The organism is Paenibacillus sp. RC73 (assembly GCF_044908085.1).
Lineage (GTDB): Bacteria > Bacillota > Bacilli > Paenibacillales > Paenibacillaceae > Paenibacillus > Paenibacillus terrae_A.
This window is the reverse complement of the sequence record NZ_JBIYCV010000006.1, coordinates 1-16,971: the sequence shown is the minus strand read 5'-3', so window position 1 is coordinate 16,971 and position 16,971 is coordinate 1. Positions and strand designations below refer to the sequence as shown.

The following is a 16,971-nucleotide window of genomic DNA, read 5'->3' as shown; positions in this document are numbered from 1 at the left end:
GTCACTTCCCAATTATTTTTTCTTACCCACCCGCTTTTTCTGGTGTATTTGCCGGGTCGTATTCTGAACTTGATTCGTATTCGGACGTGTAGTCATCCATGGCCAAGGCAAGCGAAAGATCGTATCCTTCATATCACTTTGCACATAAGGGCCGAACGGGCTCATGTAAGACACTCCAAAAGATCTTAGACTGGTCAGATGAAGCAGCAGGGCCATCAAGCCCATTAATATACCCAGAAATCCGAAGGCGGCGGCCAGCATCATGAGGGCAAACCGGATAATCCGTACCGCAATGGACAGCCCATTTTCAGGGATGACATAGCTGGAGATCGCGGTGATGGATACGATAATAACCATGGCGGCCGACACGACGCCTGCATCCACAGCAGCTTGCCCAATGACCAGCGTACCTACAATGGATACCGCTTGTCCGACCGTCTTTGGAATACGCACCCCGGCCTCACGCAAAATTTCATAGGTAATTTCCATCAGCATCGCTTCCACAAAGGCTGGAAACGGAACACCCTCCCGTTGCGCTGCCAAACTGATCAGCAGATTTGTAGGAAGCATTTCTTGGTGAAAGGTAGATATCGCTATATAGAAGGCTGGTGCCAGCAGAGCGATGAAAAAAGCCAAAAATCGCAGCATTCTCAACAAAGTACTGATATCCGCGCGTTGATAATAATCCTCGGCCGACTGGAAAAATTGGATAAACAACGCAGGAATAAGAAGTACAAACGGAGTCCCGTCCACTAGTATGGCCACTTTTCCCTCCAGCAAACTGGCTGCTACCGCATCCGGGCGTTCACTGTTGTATATCGTAGGGAAGGGGGTAAAGGTGGCGTCTTGAATTTCCTCCTCGATGTAGCCACCTTCCATAATCCCGTCAATATCAATTCGGTCCAGGCGTTCTCTCAACTCCTGAATGACGCCTTCGTCCGCGACTCCTTTGATAAACATCACGGCCACGTTGGTATGCGTGACTTTTCCGATCTGCCTTGTTTCCATCCAAAGACGCGGGTCGCGGATTCGCTTGCGAACCAGAGCTGTATTGGTACGCAGATTCTCAGTGAAACCCTCCATCGGTCCGCGTACAACCGTCTGGGATTGGGGCTCGCTGACGTTGCGATCCTCCCAACCAACGGCATCAATCCAAATGCTTTTCGCGTAACCCTCCAGCAAAATGATAATTCCGCCGGATAGCATCCGGTTGAATAACGCATCCATTTCATCCAAAGTGCCTGAATGCCCTGCGATCAACACCTGATCCTTTAAATAATCGAACGGTTCAGCACCTTCCGGAACATGATGAATTTCCATCCGCATAAATGAGCGCAGTACAGAATCATGCAGCAATTGAGTGTTAATCAGACCATCAATATAAAACACGGCTGCTGGCCATTTCTGCATCCACAGTAGCTCTTTGACAATCAAATCCCCGCTGTTTCCAATCGAGCTTTGGATATGATTCACATTATCCCGCAGGCAAGAGGATACGTGAGTGAGTGGACAGCTTTTATTCTCATTTTTCATACGTAAAATCCTCCGATATTGGAGTTAGTTGGTTTAGTGTGCTCTGAATATATGAATTTATGCTTGACGGTTGTATATTCATCCCTATAAATTAGTTATATAGCTAATTAGATTAATATATAATTAATACGACTTGGAGCTGAAGCACATGGTAAACAAGCAATACAGAAAGTTATTCGTGGCTGGCATCATTAACGGAATTGGAGACCGCTTCTGCCAAATCGCTTTGTTGGCCCTGATTTATCAGCTTACTGGCTCGGGACTCAGCGTGGGGATTATGCTGGGATTAAGGGTGATTCCTTTTTTAATTCTGTCGCCTGTGTCAGGTGTGCTTATCAGCAGCATATCCAGACGCACATTTATGATGACCACGGATCTGCTCAGAGGTGGAGCAGCCCTTGCCTTTTTAAGTGTTCACAGCAATGAGGATATGTGGATCGTTTATGGAGTCAGTACCCTGTTAGCCTGTGGGGAAGCGCTGTACGCTCCAGCCCGTAAGTCGTCCATCCCGCTGCTGGTCCGACCGTCGGATTTGTTGCGGGTGAACAGTCTGGAGCAGGTGATGAGCGGACTGGTATTGGTGATTGGCGCCGCTGCTGGAGGCATCGTATCCGCGTTTTTTGGACCACAGGCCGCATTTATGCTCAACTCCGCCAGTTTTTTCGCTGCAGGTCTGATCGTCTGCAATATTGCATTCCCGCCCGTCACCAAGGAGGAAGTAACTAGGGCGGATGCTCATACTGAATCACGTGGAAGTCAGACGTCTTTCGATGATCGAATCCTCGGTAGGTCACAAATACTGCAATGCATCCGCATTTCGCTTCCGCTCCAAGTCGTAATTGCATTCGAGCTACTGGTTCCGTTCATCAATGGAATTGATAATGTGCTGATCAGTGTATATGCCGTGCAGGAGTTTAAGCTGGGGGATGCCGGGATTGGACTGTTTTACGCCGCTTTGGGTGCGGGTCTGGTTGCCAGCTATGCACTGGGGCGTCTATTCAGCCGTTCTTTATTAAGCGGAGGACTGGTATGTCTGCTATTGGAGGGAATTTTGCTCATGGGGTTAAGTGGAATTGATCATGCATGGGCGGCGGTCGCCATTTACTTTTTCATTTCGTTGGCTGGCGGGGTGGGGGCAATCTGTTTGGATACACTATTAATGCGGGAGACCCCGCTGTATTTACAGGGGCCATTGCTGGGCATGCTGACAGCGTGGAGTCAAGGGATTATAGGCATATCCATGTTTGGAGCCGGGGTTGCAGTGGAAATCATAGAGCCGCGTATGTTAGGTTTGATTGGCGGAGCAGGATTTGTCATGATATCTATCGTCATAACGATTTACTATACAAGGGCTCGCAGCCGTAAGGCGGCAAATGTCTAATTATTCCGGATCGTTTTTGCCACTAGTTTTCACCGATTTGTCGGACTTGCGGAAAGAACTAAACAGGAAGGATCTCCAGCGATAAACGATATATAGCAGAAGGATAATGCCGATGATGACGACGATTCGCAGCGCATACAGCTCTACCAAATGGAACATGGCATCCCATTGCGGACCGAACACCTTACCGATGCCAAGAAACAGGATGACCCAGAACAGAGCGCCGCTGTACGCATACAAGGCAAATTTACGCAGGGGAAGAGCGATAATTCCCGCAAAATAACCCGTAAAATGTCGGACACCAGGAATGAAATATCCGAGAAAAATAAGCCAGTACCCGTAACGTTGAAACCATTTTTGCGTTTTTTGAAGCTTGTCCGGCGATAGCAAAACCCATTTACCGTATTTCTGGATAAAGGGGAGTCCGGCCCATTTTCCGATAAAGTAGGTAATGGTCATTCCGATGGTTGTGCCTAAAAAGGCCAGCATCACCAGCTTTCCAAAATCCAGCGTACCCGAATAGGAGAGATATCCCGCATAAGCCATTGTGGTTTCCCCGGGAAAAGGTAAAGCAATAAATTCCAGCAGCAAGCCGAAAAAAAGGACGCTGTATCCGTATTCTTCGAACAATTGCGCGATCCATTTCAGCACATCCATCGTTTACACTCCTACGAACAGATTCATAATTTAGAATTAATTCATTTTAACAATCTTTTCATGTCCGCTCAACTCCGGTTGATTTCTTGACGTCTTGTTTTATCGTTGCGTATAATGAAACGAACAATTGAGGGAGGCACGGTAATGAATAAGCCTAATGAAATCGTTGTAGTTCTCGACTTTGGAGGACAATACAACCAGTTAATCGCAAGAAGAATACGGGACCTCGGCGTGTACAGCGAGCTCCTTCCATACAATACGCCTGCGGAGAAGCTGAGAGAACTGGCACCGAAAGGGATTGTTTTCTCAGGTGGACCTTCCAGCGTATATGCAGAAAATGCCCCTCAAGTCGACCGGGCAATCTATGATCTGGGAATTCCTATTTTCGGTATTTGCTATGGTATGCAGCTGATGGCTCACCAACTGGACGGTAAGGTAGAACGTGCAGGCAAGCGTGAGTACGGCAAAGCAGATGTGCAATTCAATGAGGATACGAGATTGGCCAAAGGGCTGGAATCTCGTCAGACCGTATGGATGAGCCACGGAGACCATGTTACGGATCTGCCATCCGGCTTTAAACTGGATGCAGGAACGGAAAGTGCGCCGATTGCAGCGATGAGTCATCCGGAGCGGAATCTGTACGCGGTACAATTCCACCCAGAGGTGCGTCATTCCATTCATGGTAATGAGATGATTAGCAACTTCCTGTATGAAGTGTGCGGTTGTGATGGTAAATGGACGATGGAGTCGTTCATCGAGGACCAGATCCGTGAAATCCGCCAGCAGGTAGGCGACAAAAAAGTATTGTGCGCTTTAAGTGGCGGTGTAGATTCTTCCGTTGTAGCGATGCTCATTCATAAAGCGATTGGCGATCAACTGACATGTATGTTCATCGACCATGGACTGCTGCGTAAGGGCGAAGCCGAAAGTGTAATGGAGACGTTTGTTGGTAAATTTGATATGAAGGTTGTCAAAATTGACGCGCGTGAGCGCTTCTTATCCAAGCTGGCAGGAGTCGATGATCCGGAACAAAAACGTAAAATCATCGGTAACGAGTTCATCTACGTTTTTGAGGAAGAATCCAAGCAATTCGACGATTTTACATTCCTGGCACAAGGTACACTGTATACGGATATTGTAGAGAGTGGAACAGCCACGGCACAGACGATCAAATCGCACCATAACGTAGGTGGCTTGCCGGAAGACATGAAGTTCAAGTTGATCGAGCCGCTGAATGCACTGTTCAAAGATGAAGTGCGTAAAGTTGGGGAAGAATGCGGACTGCCACCTGAGATTGTATGGCGTCAGCCATTCCCGGGTCCGGGTCTTGCCATTCGCGTGCTGGGTGAAGTCACAGAGGACAAGCTTACGATTGTTCGTGAATCAGATTATATTTTGCGCGAGGAGATTGCCAAAGCCGGACTGGACCGGGAAATCTGGCAATACTTCACCGCTTTGCCGAATATGAAGAGTGTTGGCGTTATGGGCGACGCTCGTACGTATTCTTACACTGTGGGCATTCGTGCAGTAACCTCTATCGACGGTATGACTGCCGATTGGGCGCGTATCCCTTGGGATGTGCTGGAGAAAATTTCGGTACGTATCGTTAACGAAGTGGATAACGTCAACCGAATTGTCTACGATATCACCTCCAAACCACCAGCTACGATTGAGTGGGAATAGGGCGGGATGATGGATGGTGTTAATCGCTCGTAAATCCTTGATACATAAGGATTTATGGCGTTGACAGCATTGATGTTCTACGTACACCTGCAACAATAGAGTACAAAAAAATTACTCTCTTTTATCTGCGTTATTTAGCAAATAGAAGGGAGTATTTTTTATGATCAAAATCAATGAGATAATCGAGGATTTCAGGCTTACTCAAAAATTCTAGGTCGGGAAGGGTGTCTGAAACTGAGGATTTGACACCCCTTCATATCAAAAAATATATTCAGGAGTTTTATTAGATATTCATATAATCAGCTATGCAGTGTACTTAGTCCGTTACCTTTGTCTACTCTTCAATATTTGATGCTTTTTAAGCATAATAAGGTGAACTACTAATTTAAAATGCCTAATAAACAGAAATTATTCTCCCAAAATAATTATTTCCGTCTCCAAATAAATATTAAATTTATCGTGTACTCTATTTTTTATTAATTTTATTAATTCTAAATAATCCTCGGCGGTAGCATTATTTGCATTAATGATAAAACCCGCATGCTTAGTAGAGATTTCAGCTCCCCCAATGCGAGTTCCTTGTAAGTTACATTCTTGAATGAGTTTTCCTACATAATGTCCCTCTGGACGTTTAAATACACTTCCGCAAGAGGGATACTGGAGAGGTTGTTTAGCTTCTCTTTTCAAAGTTAATTTCTTCATCTTACTGGAAATTACATCCTTGTTCCCTTTTTCGAGTTTAAACTCGACCTCAAGTATTATATATTTATCCGTTTTGAAGATACTATTTCTATAACCAAGTTTCATTTCTTCTCGGGTTATATTCATAATTTCTCCATCTTTAGTAATAACACTCGCACTTTGGACAACATCCGCAATCTGACCGCCATAAGCACCCGCATTCATATATAAGGCGCCTCCTGTACTACCTGGTATTCCACATGCAAACTCTAGACCAGTTAAGGTGTTATCCAAAGCGATCCTTGAGACATCTATAATATTTGCACCGCTTTGTGCAATAATCTTGTGCTCGCTGACTTTAATTTGATGGAAATGGCTCAGAGAAAGAGTTACTCCTCTTATTCCACTATCTTTAATAATTATATTTGATCCTTTTCCAATGACAGTCAGAGGTATTTGATGTATTTTGGCAATTTCCAAGATTTTTATAATTTCTTCTTTCACTGTTGGATGGATAAGCATGTCTGCTTTACCACCTATCCTTACATAAGTGTAGTTTTTTAATGGCTCATTTAATTTTAACTTTTCCAAAGGTATTTGATTCTCAAAAATCTTCATGAAATTCTCTCCTTAAGTTACTCACATGTAAGATTTAAAAGAAAAGCTAGAAAAGTTCGTCCTATATAGTCTCAACATGAGATTTTATTTAAAAATATACCTTCTTCATTACTATCAATTTTAAGAAATTCGTCCTTCAAAATCCAAGAATCAGTTTTTTCAATAAAGAAATAAAATCCACCAATAGATTTAACTAAAGCTGGATCAATTGGTATAGCACTTGAATTTATACCAATAGAGAATGCTTCTGAGCCTCCACCTGCATATTTCGCATAAATTCTTATATATTGGCCCTCTTCTAAATCCCAGTCATTTTTAAAAGAATGGATAGCTTTTTCAGATACTATAAATGACATAAATAACCTATTCCCCTTTCCAATTTTTTTCAATCACATTTTTTAACTTCGCCACGATAATTTTCCATTCTGAAACTAGCTCCACATCCACATGAAGCTCTTGCATTAGGGTTATTCAAGGTGAAACCGCCTAACATACCGCTTTCTTCATAGTCAATTTGAAGACCTTCAATATATTTAATACTATTAGTGTGAACCAAGATACTAAATTCACCTTTATTTAATAAGATATCACCTTCTGTTTTCTGCTCATCCACGATAAGAGAATAGGATAGACCACTGCATCCCCCCTCATCAACGCCTATTCTAAGGAAAGAATTTAGGGCATTAGCACTTGATAAGATTTCGACGATTTTTTCGAATGCTGCTTCACTGACCTGTATCATCGTAGTAATTCCTCCTTGGAACGTCATTTTTTTTAGCTGCATTGTTAACCCAGTCTATTAAACAGGGTATGAATGTAGCAAGAGCAGATCCTTTTGGTGTTAATTCATAAATAGTTTGTATGGGGCGTGTCAAACTTACAGTTCTTTTAACCAAATTATCCTTTTGAAGCTCTTTTAAACGCTTAGAGAGGATACTTTCCGAAATGGAAGGAACATTTTCGGAAATTTCGCTAAATTGCTTTGGACCTTGAGAAAGGGAAAATAGTATATGAATAATCCATTTAGTCCCGATTATACGATAAGCTGTAAAAAGTTTCTCAGTATCTGTAGTCAACATATTATTGATATACCCTCCTTCTCATGATCAGCTTAGATAGACAGGAGACTGATCCCTTTTGTTCTAACTTACGTAGCCGTTCCATGTCTTAAAGGACAAGGAACGGTTCCGTCAATACTCGCTTTTAAAGTGGTAAACATTGTGGATTCCTCATCTGTTTATTAGTTCAGTTTGTGGTGTAATCCGAGTGCTAGCGAATAAACTCATTACGATTAACAAGAGATGAAAACCCATCGTTACAATTAATCCTGATTGCAGTGACATCCCAGCAGATTGACAAACAACAAGGATGGAACCGCCTATTCCGATAACCACGCCCGGTGTAAAAGAATCTGCAAATTGCAAATTTGCCGAAGTTTTTCCAACACCTTCTTCCCCTGTTTGGGAAAATGCCACAACGCCGCTAATAGGATGTGCCAATCCGATTCCGATTCCAGCTATGATTTGTCCAATAACCGCAACGGCAACAGTTACAACAGGTACCCAAAATACGAAGGCAATCCCAAATGCAAGCAGTAGCACACCCAGTATAATTCTTGTATGACGTCCACGACCTTGGTCTGCCGAATCCCAACGTCCTTGCAGATAAGCAATGACGCACCAACTCAGTGCAGCACTCGCTACAATTAATCCGGCCTGAGAAGGAGTAATACCTTTCACATCTATTAAAGCCAATACCAAGAAATTCTGTGTGCTGGTATAGGCAGCGAAGAACAGCCCACGTGTTGCTAGAATAGCTGGCATGCCTTTTCGGAAAGCAAGAGTTCCCTTGGGTAGCAGTTTGCGCAGCGGATATACCATTAGCACTAAGCCGATAATGACTAAAACAAACCCTGTAATTATCGGCAGCATGCTAAGACCAATTAAGAAAATCCCCGTACCTATCGTTAATAGTAACGCCAACCATGTAGCTGTAGCTCCGTTGTCCCCTTGTGTTCTCTCTGTTTTTAATTTCCTAAAAGCAGGTAAACTTAGCAATGCTGAAACAACCAGAATCGGTAATATTCCCCAGAAAACAAACCGCCAGGACCACTGATCTGCGATAAGACCGGCAACGTATGGACCAAGCATGGACGGAAGAACGTAGGCAGTACCGAATGCTCCGAGTATTTTGGCACGTAATTCATCGGGATAACTTAAGGATATTGCAGTGTACACGCAAGTCATCATAGCGCCGGCACCTAAACCCTGCATGGCTCGTGACCCTATCATGGTATACATATCGCCTGCTGTTGCGGCAGCGATCAGCCCGACGATAAACAAAAGAAGTGCGAAAGTGAACGGTGCTGCAGGTCCTCTTCTATCAATGATCCGACCGACGACCAGGGTCCCGATAATCTGCGCAAGCAGATATGTGCTGAATATCCAGCCAAATAGTTCAAGGCCGTTCAAGTCGCCAGCAATGGAAGGGGCAATTGTGGTTACCGATAAGCCCTCGAATCCAACTGCCATCACCGACAGGATAATTCCTATGGACAGTGCAAAATAACGCGGGCTGAAAATACTTTGAGGATTAGACGACATGAAATGTGACCTCCAAGAAATTTTTTATGTATACTTCATATCCGGATACTTAGTAAACATTTTTGTTTATAAAGTTTAAACTACAGTTTAACTTTGACTTTGTCAACATTTTTATTTAAAATGTAGAGAGTGTTGTAGATCCAGTCGCTTTCAAAAGGAGGTTCACCATGAGCCGCAATCAAACGAATAAGGATTCATCAACTGGTACCCGGAGAGGGATCATTGATCTGCTAAAGCAGCAAGGTGGAATGGATGTTGCGACACTATCCTCCAAATTTTTGTTATCTGGTATGGCTATTCGTCAACATTTAAATGCTCTCAAAGAAGAAGGATTGGTTACTTACGAAGAAGAGGCCCGTCCCATGGGACGACCCACAAAGCTCTGGAGATTAACGCCTGAGGCTGATCGTTTTTTTCCAAACGGATATTCTGAGTTGTCAGTCAGTCTGATCAATTCGATGAGAGAGGCTTTCGGAAACGAGGGGCTAGAAAAGCTGCTGTCTGTGAGGAATAAGAATATGCAAGAGCAATATCTTCAGCATCTTGGTAACGCATCGGGCGTAAGAGAGAAGCTGGAGAAACTAGCCGATATTCGAACAAGCGAAGGCTATATGGCCGAGGTCAAGGAGCAAGGCGATGGGAGTCTTTTGTTTATCGAAAAGCATTGTCCGATCTGTGAAGCTGCTGCTGCTTGTACCGGGTTATGTAAGAATGAGTTACATTTATTTGAAACCATTCTTGGAGATAATGTTCATATCGAACGGGTAGAGTATATTTTGGCGGGGGGAAGAAACTGTGTTTACAGGGTTAGGGAAGGCGGACAAGCACATTGATGCTTGCATGAATGACATCGGTAACAAGACAACAAAACCTTCAACTCCACATCTATCGTGGTTTTGAAGGTTCTTTTGTTTTAAGGTTTTGTTGTTCTAATGATGTCTTTTTTACCACACGATCTTTCTTCCGGTTGCAGCCGATTCCTCAATGCGGTCCAGTAGCTGATGTAGCTTTAAGGCATGGTTGAAATCGGGAGCGAGATGAGTGTCCGTCAAAATATCCCCGGCAAATACATCATGAGCCTTGGCTACATTCAGGGTTACCCCTTCTTTGGCGAAATCCGGGCCACTATCAGGCTCACGAGCTATATTGATTGGTTCAAAATCGCCATTAGGCGTATGATTTTGATTATTGCTTGGATCATACACAAGTTTTTCGAGCGTCAAATTCCCAAATTGAACATGCCCAAGCGAAGGATTCTGAGTCAGGCGCAAAACGCCCTTTTTTCCCTGAATCTCCAGCTCGAATTTTGGATTCACTCCCCCCTGAATGTGGACGGATACCGTTGCCCCCTTCTCCAATGAACCCTGAATCAGAATCTGATCTGCAGTATCCTTGGGAATGACTTCACCCGTTTCCTGAATAGTGGCTTCGTTATAGCGAGATGATGTGATGGCCGATAGCTCACGGAATTCGCCAACGATGTATTGCAGCGCGTCCAGAGAATGTCCCCCGTTAATCGTCAGCAGATTGGCGCCATTGGCTCTATTCAGCAGATAAGCCGTATCCTGATCTGTTCGTCCTCCTTTACCTCGAGTAGATACTTGCATATGACAGGACACAATTTCACCAATCGTTCCGTTTTCCACCAGCTTTTTCATCGTTTGCACTTCAAGATCCTGCCGTGCCTGCAAGCCGACAGTATGATGAATGCCCGCCTGTTCCGCCGCCTTAGCCATTTCGGTAGCTTCCGCAGTATTTGCCCCCAAGGGCCATTCACAGAAAATATGCTTTCTCTCTTGAATCGCGGCCATGACTGGCCGGTAATGATGGGGAACCTTGACGCTCACCACCACCATGTCCACGTCTTCGGAAGCTGCAAGTTTTTGAGCATCTTCAAAGGCCAATACCGCACCTATTTCATCCGCACTTTTTCGTGCACTCTCCATACGAGAAGTACCAATGGCTGTGATAACAAGGTTCGGATGCTTTAGCAAAGCCGGAATGTGCGTTTGACTGGCCCATTTGTTATTCATTGATCCCCCGACCACTCCTGCACGTATCTTCTTTTTCATCATGCTGCGGAACCCTCCTAAATTTTAAATGAGGCTGGAAAATAGTGCCCAAGGCCAATATAATACACTTAACACATAAATAATAATGCTTGTTTGTGATATAGCTATCATTTTATTTGATGGGAGGTGGAGACGTGGATATTGAGAACATGCAGGCATTCGTTTCAGTAGCAGAATTGAGGAGCCTTACGGAAGCAGCCAAAAAGCTGAATCACCTGCAATCGAACATGACGGCCAAAATAAAAAAACTGGAGGCCCATTACGGCACAGCATTATTTTATCGAAAGCCCCGTGGCATGGAGCTGACACCCGCAGGAGAAACCTTGTACGCTCAGTTCAAGCAAATTTTGTTGCTATGGCAAGACACAGAGATGAAAATGAGACCGCAGGAGGAAAAGCTGCGCATTGGCACGATGCAGTCCATCGTGGCGGGGGAAACAACAAGAGCGCTTACGAAGGTATATGAGCTGTACCCACAGGCTTCTGTGACATTAAAAACGGGCACTACCACGGAAATAGAGCAGTTGATCCTCGAAGGTGAACTCGATATTGCCTTCGTCACAGGTTATTCCACCAGCCCGTATATTCATTATCAAAAATGTTGTCGTGAAGATCTGGTACTGGTGGGGAAGGGCATCCATGAAGGCTCAGAGCTCAGACAGGTGCTGCAAGGAGCCACTATTATCGTGCTATCGGATGGCTGCCTGTATCTTACGCAATTGGAGAAGATGTATCAGGACATGCAATTGACTCATGGCGAGGTTGTGGAGGTAGGGGTGTTTGATACGATGGTGCAGTTTGTTTTGATGGGAATGGGAATCACCTTGATGTCCAAAAAACTGGCACGGCAATTTAATGTAAAATCCTATTTGTCCACTCCCCCAACCTTCGGCTACATAGATACATATTTAATAACCCGTCCCAACCACAAGATGACATCAATTGAACATAAATTTATCGAAATCAATAATACGATCTAAGGGATAGGAGAGGATCAAATGACTACTGATCATAATAAGCACCAGGGAAGCCATGCAGTATTTTTGGGGGATAGCATTACTTTTGGTTATGAATTAAAGGATGGGGAAAAGCCTTACCCACACATCGTCAGCGACGTCTTGGGCTTTCAAGGCTTTGAGAATCACGGCATATCCGGCAGCAGTGTAGCCAGCGGGGGCTTTGAGCCGATGTGTGAGCGATATGAGAAAATGAATCCTCATGCGGATGTGATCTTTTTTATGGGTGGAAGAAATGACTTTTCCATGGGAGAAACGCCGTTCGGTCATTTAGGCACAACATCGACGGAAACGCGAACATTTTATGGTGCGCTCAAGCATATTGCCGAGGGATTAATTAACCGTTACCCGGACAAGCTGATCATCTTTTTGACACCGCCCCACGGATCAAGTGATGCGGTTCCCGAACATTTGCCCAATGCAGTCACGGGACAAGTGTATAGCGCGTATGCGCAGGCTGTGAGAGATGTGGCTTCGCTGTATTCTTTTCCGTGCTGCGACCTGTGGAACATCGCCGGAATTCAACCGCTGCTGCCTGTTCACAAACAGATATATTTTACCGGGGAAAACGGTATTCCTGACGGTCTGCATCCAAATCAGGTAGGTCATGAGCGGCTGGCAGCTCATATTATTGGATTTATGAACACGCTATAACCTATAGAGATCATTGCCAGCTGTGAACAGATACACCACGACACTTTTTTCAATTGCATTACTCCGAACTATAGCAGGACACCGAAGTGAAAATACTCAGGCGGGTCATTTAGCTTGAGTATTTTCTATTATTGTCTGGGTGTTTCTATAAACCACCTGTCACAGAAAACCACCCATCACAAAGCTTGAATATTTTCAATAGAGGTGTATAATAATTGACATATCAATTGATATGTCAATTAATTGCGAGGAGGAGCTACCATCGAACATTGCTCTGAAAAAAGCCAATTGTTTTACCGCATGCATCTTTTGTGTAAAGAAATGAATACTGCTTTTGAAGCACAATTAAAAACAAGCTTTACCAAGGTCGAAATTTTGTATCACATTGATCAACGGCAGGAATTGAGTCAGCTGGAGCTTCAGCATTTGCTGGTTCTGGACGGAGCGGCGGTAACCCGGCATCTGAAAAGGCTGGAGGAGGAAGGTCTGATTATCCGCAGCAAAAAAGAACAGGATAAGCGTGTGACCTATATTCGTCTAACAGAATCAGGGGTTCGAGAGCTGCAAGTTTTGTCAGAGGAAAGACAAGCCTTTCAGGACAAGTTGCTACGTGAGTTTGCGGATGAGGAAATTGTTTCTTTGACAAATGTATTACAGCGCATGTCTACCAATGTGAAGAATATGTAAAATACGCGAGGAGGAACTGAATATGAAAGCTATCGTCATTATGACCATTTGCTGGCGCGTAAACCTGCCTCGATCTCATGGGAGGAAGCCGCATCTGTTCCGTTAGCGGGACTGACAGCCTGGCAGGCACTCTTTACACATGGTCAACTGGCTAAAGGTGAAAAGCTATTGATCCACGCAGGCGCAGGAGGTGTCGGCATGTTCGCTATCCAGTTTGCCAAACAAGCTGGTGCCTATGTCATTACGACAGCCAGCGAGCGCAATCATGAGATGCTTGCTTCATTAGGAGCCGATCAAATTATTGACTACCGTACGACCCGTTTCGAGGATGTATTGTCCGATGTGGACGTTGTATTCGATACGATGGGTGGAGATGTTCAGAAAAACAGCTTTAAAGTTCTGAAAAAACACACCGAACGGATCATATCCATCGTTGGCAATTTTGACGAAGTGCTGGTCAAGGAGCACGGCGTAACGGCCAAAAATATATGGCTGGAGCCCAACGGACAGCAGCTACAGGAAATTGCCGACCTGTTGGAGCAGAAAAAAGTAAGGTCGGTGGTAGGAGCTACGTTTCCATTTTCGCAAAAAGGTCTGTATGACGCTCATGCTCTAAGCGAAACCCATCATGCTGTTGGTAAAATTGCCATTACCTTTTCATAAGAACACATATAACGAGGCGCAACACGAAAGGAATTATACAACACGATGAAGATCCTGGAAGATTATTTTCACTATTATGATTTGGCAAGAGATGATGAGAAAAGCAAAGCGCAATTAATCACCCTTTTCTCCAACGAAATTGAGTTCGTGCTGAACGGTGACCGGAAACAAGGTATGGATAGCTGGAAAAGCTTCTTGGACATGTTCTTTGAAGGAACACTCGACATCAAGCATATGTATGAGGGCTGGAAGCCGGTTCCCGGAGAATCGGGTGCCTATGAAACCAAATGGGCGGTATGCGGCAAAAGAGCAACAGGCGAAGTGTATACACTAACAGGAGTGGACAAAGCTCGGCTGGATGCAGAAGGGAAGATCGTTTATCTGGAAAATATACCGGACACCGCGAATGCCTTTGATAAGTACAAAAATATCTGATTCGCCTAATTGATAACCCGTCAGCTATATAACAGCTTGGCGGGCTTTCTATTTTCCGAACAATACATATGTGATTAAATTACAACATTCGCTTTTTGTGTTGACAAGCAGTAGGGGACGGCCTAAAATAACGGATGTAATATAGCGCTTATGAATGCGAATATTACAGCAAATGAACGATAACAATACGAGTATGCTTTACGTAGGAGGAATTACGACTCATGGAGCGTTTCTTTAAATTAAAGGAACATGGAACGAACGTCCGCACAGAAATTATTGCGGGGATTACTACTTTTATGACCATGGCTTACATTTTGGTGGTCAACAATACCTTTTTGGGGCCGACTGGAGCAGGGATGCCCAGCGAAGCCGTCTTTTTTGCCACTGCGGTAGGTGCAGGACTAATCACTATTCTGATGGGATTGTTCGTTAATGTGCCCATCGGCATGGCTCCGGGTATGGGCTTGAATGCTTATTTTATGACCGTAGTCTTGAGTTCCAACGGTATGATTACTTGGCAAGCGGCACTTGGCGCTGTATTTATATCCGGTATCGTCTTTCTGATTTTAACCGTGACACGAGTGAGACAGATGTTGCTTGTTGCGGTTCCTGAGAATCTAAAGACAGCTATTACAGTAGGTATCGGCTTGTTTATTACCATTGTCGGATTTAAGTTGTGTAATCTGGTTATGGTAAGTATTGTTCCAGGGACGGATGTAGGTCAGCCGGTTCCGGGTCATGCTTTTAATCTGATTTTGGGTAGTTTGGTTCATCAAAAGGATGCGTTGCTGGCGCTGATCGGTTTGCTCATTATCGCAGCGCTGATGGTTGTTCGGGTCAAAGGTGCTTTGCTGATTGGTATCGTAGCTACCACATTGATTGGTATTCCGATGGGTGTAACGAATCTGAGCAGTTTGACAACAGGTCACTGGATTCCTGATTTTAGTAATCTGGCAGTGGGTCAGTTGGATTTGAAGGCTGCTTTGCACATTGGGCTGTTTGATATCATTTTCATTTTCACATTTGTAGAGCTGTTTGATACGTTTGGTACACTGGTGGGTACGGCTACCCGCGCAGGTATAATGAAGGATAAGAAAAAAGGCGAGAAAATCATCGGTAAAGCTATGCTGGTGGATGCTGTTGGTGTAAGTACCGGTGCAGTATTGGGTACAAGTACTATTACAGCATTCGTGGAAAGCTCCGCAGGGGTAGAAGAAGGTGGGCGTACGGGTCTGACTGCTGTAACGACAGGCATTTTATTCCTGCTGGCTCTCTTTATCGCACCGTTGGCATTGGTTGTGCCTTCCGCGGCTACTGCTCCAGCGTTGATTATCGTTGGCGTGCTGATGATGAGTCAGGTTCGCAACATTGACTGGGATAACTTCCTGCTGGCGTTCCCGGCGTTCCTAACCATCGTTCTGATGCCTTTTACTGGCGGAATCGCCAATGGTATTTCTGCCGGTATTTTGTCTTACGTTGTTCTGGCTGTATTCAGTAACCTGTTTACCAGCAACAAAGTTAAAGTTCACTGGCTTATGTGGGTACTTGCTATTATTGTAGTGATCCGGTTTGCCTTTATGGGTTCGGAATAACAACTTGATATAACTTGAAAAAGCTCTTTGTATATAGAACCTCCTTCCCTGTTGTTTCAGGGTGTGGGGTTCTTTTTTTGTTCTGGTTATTCATGATGCGAAAGAGGGCGGGGAGTATATATAGAAGAAGAACGAATAACAAATAGAGATTTTCGAGAATTAATAAAATAAATGCTTGCAAACTTATTTCGTCTATGATATATTCTAATTCCGGCCAAGAAATACAATATTGCGAGCGAATGTTACAAAAAAAGATTTTAAAAAAATGCTTGCAAAGTTGGTTCGGACATGATATGATATAAGAGTTGGTAAGGCGGAAAGCCGAGTCGACAAAAAAAGAAATGTTTGATCTTTGAAAACTGAACAACGAGTGAGTACGGATTTTGCTTGCAAAATCCAACGCTGAGATTTTGGTACATGCCGTCAGGCTGTATAAAATGGAAGCGAACAATGAGATATTTTATCTCGTCAGTTTCAAAATGAGCATATCGCTCTTTCTATAAACCAGCTTTGGTTGGTCTTTAATGGAGAGTTTGATCCTGGCTCAGGACGAACGCTGGCGGCGTGCCTAATACATGCAAGTCGAGCGGGGTTGTTTTAAAAGCTTGCTTTTAAAACAACCTAGCGGCGGACGGGTGAGTAACACGTAGGCAACCTGCCCATGAGACTGGGATAACTACCGGAAACGGTAGCTAA

Annotated in this window: 16 protein-coding genes, 1 rRNA gene and 1 pseudogene; 10 read left to right on the top strand and 8 right to left on the bottom strand. The window is 44.3% G+C overall.

What is annotated here, in order from left to right; genetic code table 11:
• Positions 1-12: 12 nt before the first annotated feature.
• Complete coding sequence (locus ABH897_RS15325; RefSeq protein ID WP_283654664.1) at positions 13-1,533, bottom strand: spore germination protein; 1,521 nt, start codon at positions 1,531-1,533, stop codon at positions 13-15.
• A gap of 148 nt (positions 1,534-1,681) precedes the next feature.
• Here ABH897_RS15325 and ABH897_RS15320 point away from each other — a divergent pair, with 148 nt between their 5' ends.
• The gene (locus ABH897_RS15320) at positions 1,682-2,914 is read left to right on the top strand and encodes an MFS transporter (protein ID WP_404592371.1); all 1,233 of its coding nucleotides are present in this window, start codon (positions 1,682-1,684) and stop codon (positions 2,912-2,914) included.
• Here ABH897_RS15320 and ABH897_RS15315 read toward each other — a convergent pair whose 3' ends face one another.
• Positions 2,915-3,571, bottom strand: coding sequence for a DedA family protein (locus tag ABH897_RS15315; RefSeq protein WP_283654666.1), 657 nt, complete (start codon positions 3,569-3,571; stop codon positions 2,915-2,917).
• A gap of 144 nt (positions 3,572-3,715) precedes the next feature.
• Here ABH897_RS15315 and guaA point away from each other — a divergent pair, with 144 nt between their 5' ends.
• Positions 3,716-5,254: a glutamine-hydrolyzing GMP synthase gene (guaA, locus tag ABH897_RS15310; protein WP_283654667.1), complete on the top strand. Its 1,539-nt coding sequence runs from the start codon at positions 3,716-3,718 to the stop codon at positions 5,252-5,254.
• Positions 5,255-5,662: 408 nt separating this feature from the next.
• On the opposite strand, the gene murB is transcribed toward guaA, so the two are convergent.
• The 5 genes from murB to ABH897_RS15285 form a co-directional block, all read right to left on the bottom strand.
• A complete protein-coding gene (gene murB, locus ABH897_RS15305) occupies positions 5,663-6,553 on the bottom strand; it encodes a UDP-N-acetylmuramate dehydrogenase (protein ID WP_404581349.1) in 891 nt (296 codons plus the stop codon).
• 71 nt (positions 6,554-6,624) lie between these two features.
• Positions 6,625-6,909 carry a hypothetical protein gene (locus ABH897_RS15300; RefSeq protein ID WP_283654669.1) on the bottom strand — a complete coding sequence of 95 codons (285 nt, stop codon included), beginning with the start codon at positions 6,907-6,909 and terminating at the stop codon, positions 6,625-6,627.
• Positions 6,910-6,938: 29 nt separating this feature from the next.
• On the bottom strand, positions 6,939-7,295 hold the full coding sequence (locus tag ABH897_RS15295; protein WP_283654670.1) for a HesB/IscA family protein: 357 nt from the start codon (positions 7,293-7,295) through the stop codon (positions 6,939-6,941).
• Positions 7,279-7,632, bottom strand: coding sequence for a winged helix-turn-helix transcriptional regulator (locus ABH897_RS15290; RefSeq protein ID WP_283654671.1), 354 nt, complete (start codon positions 7,630-7,632; stop codon positions 7,279-7,281). Before ABH897_RS15290 ends, ABH897_RS15295 begins: the two co-directional genes overlap by 17 nt.
• Positions 7,633-7,782: 150 nt before the next feature.
• Positions 7,783-9,156, bottom strand: a complete 1,374-nt coding sequence (locus tag ABH897_RS15285) for an MFS transporter (protein WP_283654672.1) — start codon at positions 9,154-9,156, stop codon at positions 7,783-7,785.
• Positions 9,157-9,323: 167 nt separating this feature from the next.
• On the opposite strand from ABH897_RS15285, the gene ABH897_RS15280 reads away from it, so the two are divergent.
• Complete coding sequence (locus ABH897_RS15280) at positions 9,324-9,989, top strand: helix-turn-helix transcriptional regulator (protein ID WP_137061579.1); 666 nt, start codon at positions 9,324-9,326, stop codon at positions 9,987-9,989.
• Between the two features lie 111 nt (positions 9,990-10,100).
• Here the strand turns inward: ABH897_RS15280 and ABH897_RS15275 are convergent, their stop codons facing one another.
• Complete coding sequence (locus tag ABH897_RS15275; RefSeq protein WP_283654674.1) at positions 10,101-11,231, bottom strand: Gfo/Idh/MocA family protein; 1,131 nt, start codon at positions 11,229-11,231, stop codon at positions 10,101-10,103.
• Positions 11,232-11,362: 131 nt separating this feature from the next.
• Between ABH897_RS15275 and ABH897_RS15270 the strand changes: the two genes are divergently transcribed.
• From ABH897_RS15270 to ABH897_RS15240, 7 genes and pseudogenes are all read left to right on the top strand, one after another.
• A complete protein-coding gene (locus ABH897_RS15270) occupies positions 11,363-12,208 on the top strand; it encodes a LysR family transcriptional regulator (RefSeq protein WP_404592370.1) in 846 nt (281 codons plus the stop codon).
• Positions 12,209-12,226: 18 nt separating this feature from the next.
• A complete protein-coding gene (locus ABH897_RS15265) occupies positions 12,227-12,898 on the top strand; it encodes an SGNH/GDSL hydrolase family protein (protein WP_404592369.1) in 672 nt (223 codons plus the stop codon).
• Between the two features lie 300 nt (positions 12,899-13,198).
• Positions 13,199-13,585 (top strand): MarR family winged helix-turn-helix transcriptional regulator, encoded by a 387-nt coding sequence (locus tag ABH897_RS15260; RefSeq protein WP_404519841.1) that lies wholly within the window; start codon positions 13,199-13,201, stop codon positions 13,583-13,585.
• A gap of 3 nt (positions 13,586-13,588) precedes the next feature.
• Positions 13,589-14,248: pseudogene (locus tag ABH897_RS15255) on the top strand (NADP-dependent oxidoreductase); the annotation flags it as partial.
• A gap of 45 nt (positions 14,249-14,293) precedes the next feature.
• Entirely contained in the window at positions 14,294-14,683 is a 390-nt protein-coding gene (locus ABH897_RS15250; RefSeq protein ID WP_283654678.1) for a hypothetical protein, read from the top strand.
• Positions 14,684-14,904: 221 nt separating this feature from the next.
• Positions 14,905-16,275 carry an NCS2 family permease gene (locus ABH897_RS15245; RefSeq protein WP_283654679.1) on the top strand — a complete coding sequence of 457 codons (1,371 nt, stop codon included), beginning with the start codon at positions 14,905-14,907 and terminating at the stop codon, positions 16,273-16,275.
• Positions 16,276-16,796: 521 nt separating this feature from the next.
• A 16S ribosomal RNA gene (locus ABH897_RS15240) occupies positions 16,797-16,971 on the top strand; the annotation flags it as partial.

Bases quoted from the DNA above. Each gene is read 5' to 3' on its own strand.
- ABH897_RS15325 (WP_283654664.1), bottom strand. From the start codon at position 1,533: ATGAAAAATGAGAATAAAAGCTGTCCACTCACTCACGTATCCTCTTGC.
- ABH897_RS15320 (WP_404592371.1), top strand. From the start codon at position 1,682: ATGGTAAACAAGCAATACAGAAAGTTATTCGTGGCTGGCATCATTAAC.
- ABH897_RS15315 (WP_283654666.1), bottom strand. From the start codon at position 3,571: ATGGATGTGCTGAAATGGATCGCGCAATTGTTCGAAGAATACGGATAC.
- guaA (WP_283654667.1), top strand. From the start codon at position 3,716: ATGAATAAGCCTAATGAAATCGTTGTAGTTCTCGACTTTGGAGGACAA.
- murB (WP_404581349.1), bottom strand. From the start codon at position 6,553: ATGAAGATTTTTGAGAATCAAATACCTTTGGAAAAGTTAAAATTAAAT.
- ABH897_RS15300 (WP_283654669.1), bottom strand. From the start codon at position 6,909: ATGTCATTTATAGTATCTGAAAAAGCTATCCATTCTTTTAAAAATGAC.
- ABH897_RS15295 (WP_283654670.1), bottom strand. From the start codon at position 7,295: ATGATACAGGTCAGTGAAGCAGCATTCGAAAAAATCGTCGAAATCTTA.
- ABH897_RS15290 (WP_283654671.1), bottom strand. From the start codon at position 7,632: ATGTTGACTACAGATACTGAGAAACTTTTTACAGCTTATCGTATAATC.
- ABH897_RS15285 (WP_283654672.1), bottom strand. From the start codon at position 9,156: ATGTCGTCTAATCCTCAAAGTATTTTCAGCCCGCGTTATTTTGCACTG.
- ABH897_RS15280 (WP_137061579.1), top strand. From the start codon at position 9,324: ATGAGCCGCAATCAAACGAATAAGGATTCATCAACTGGTACCCGGAGA.
- ABH897_RS15275 (WP_283654674.1), bottom strand. From the start codon at position 11,231: ATGATGAAAAAGAAGATACGTGCAGGAGTGGTCGGGGGATCAATGAAT.
- ABH897_RS15265 (WP_404592369.1), top strand. From the start codon at position 12,227: ATGACTACTGATCATAATAAGCACCAGGGAAGCCATGCAGTATTTTTG.
- ABH897_RS15260 (WP_404519841.1), top strand. From the start codon at position 13,199: ATGCATCTTTTGTGTAAAGAAATGAATACTGCTTTTGAAGCACAATTA.
- ABH897_RS15250 (WP_283654678.1), top strand. From the start codon at position 14,294: ATGAAGATCCTGGAAGATTATTTTCACTATTATGATTTGGCAAGAGAT.
- ABH897_RS15245 (WP_283654679.1), top strand. From the start codon at position 14,905: ATGGAGCGTTTCTTTAAATTAAAGGAACATGGAACGAACGTCCGCACA.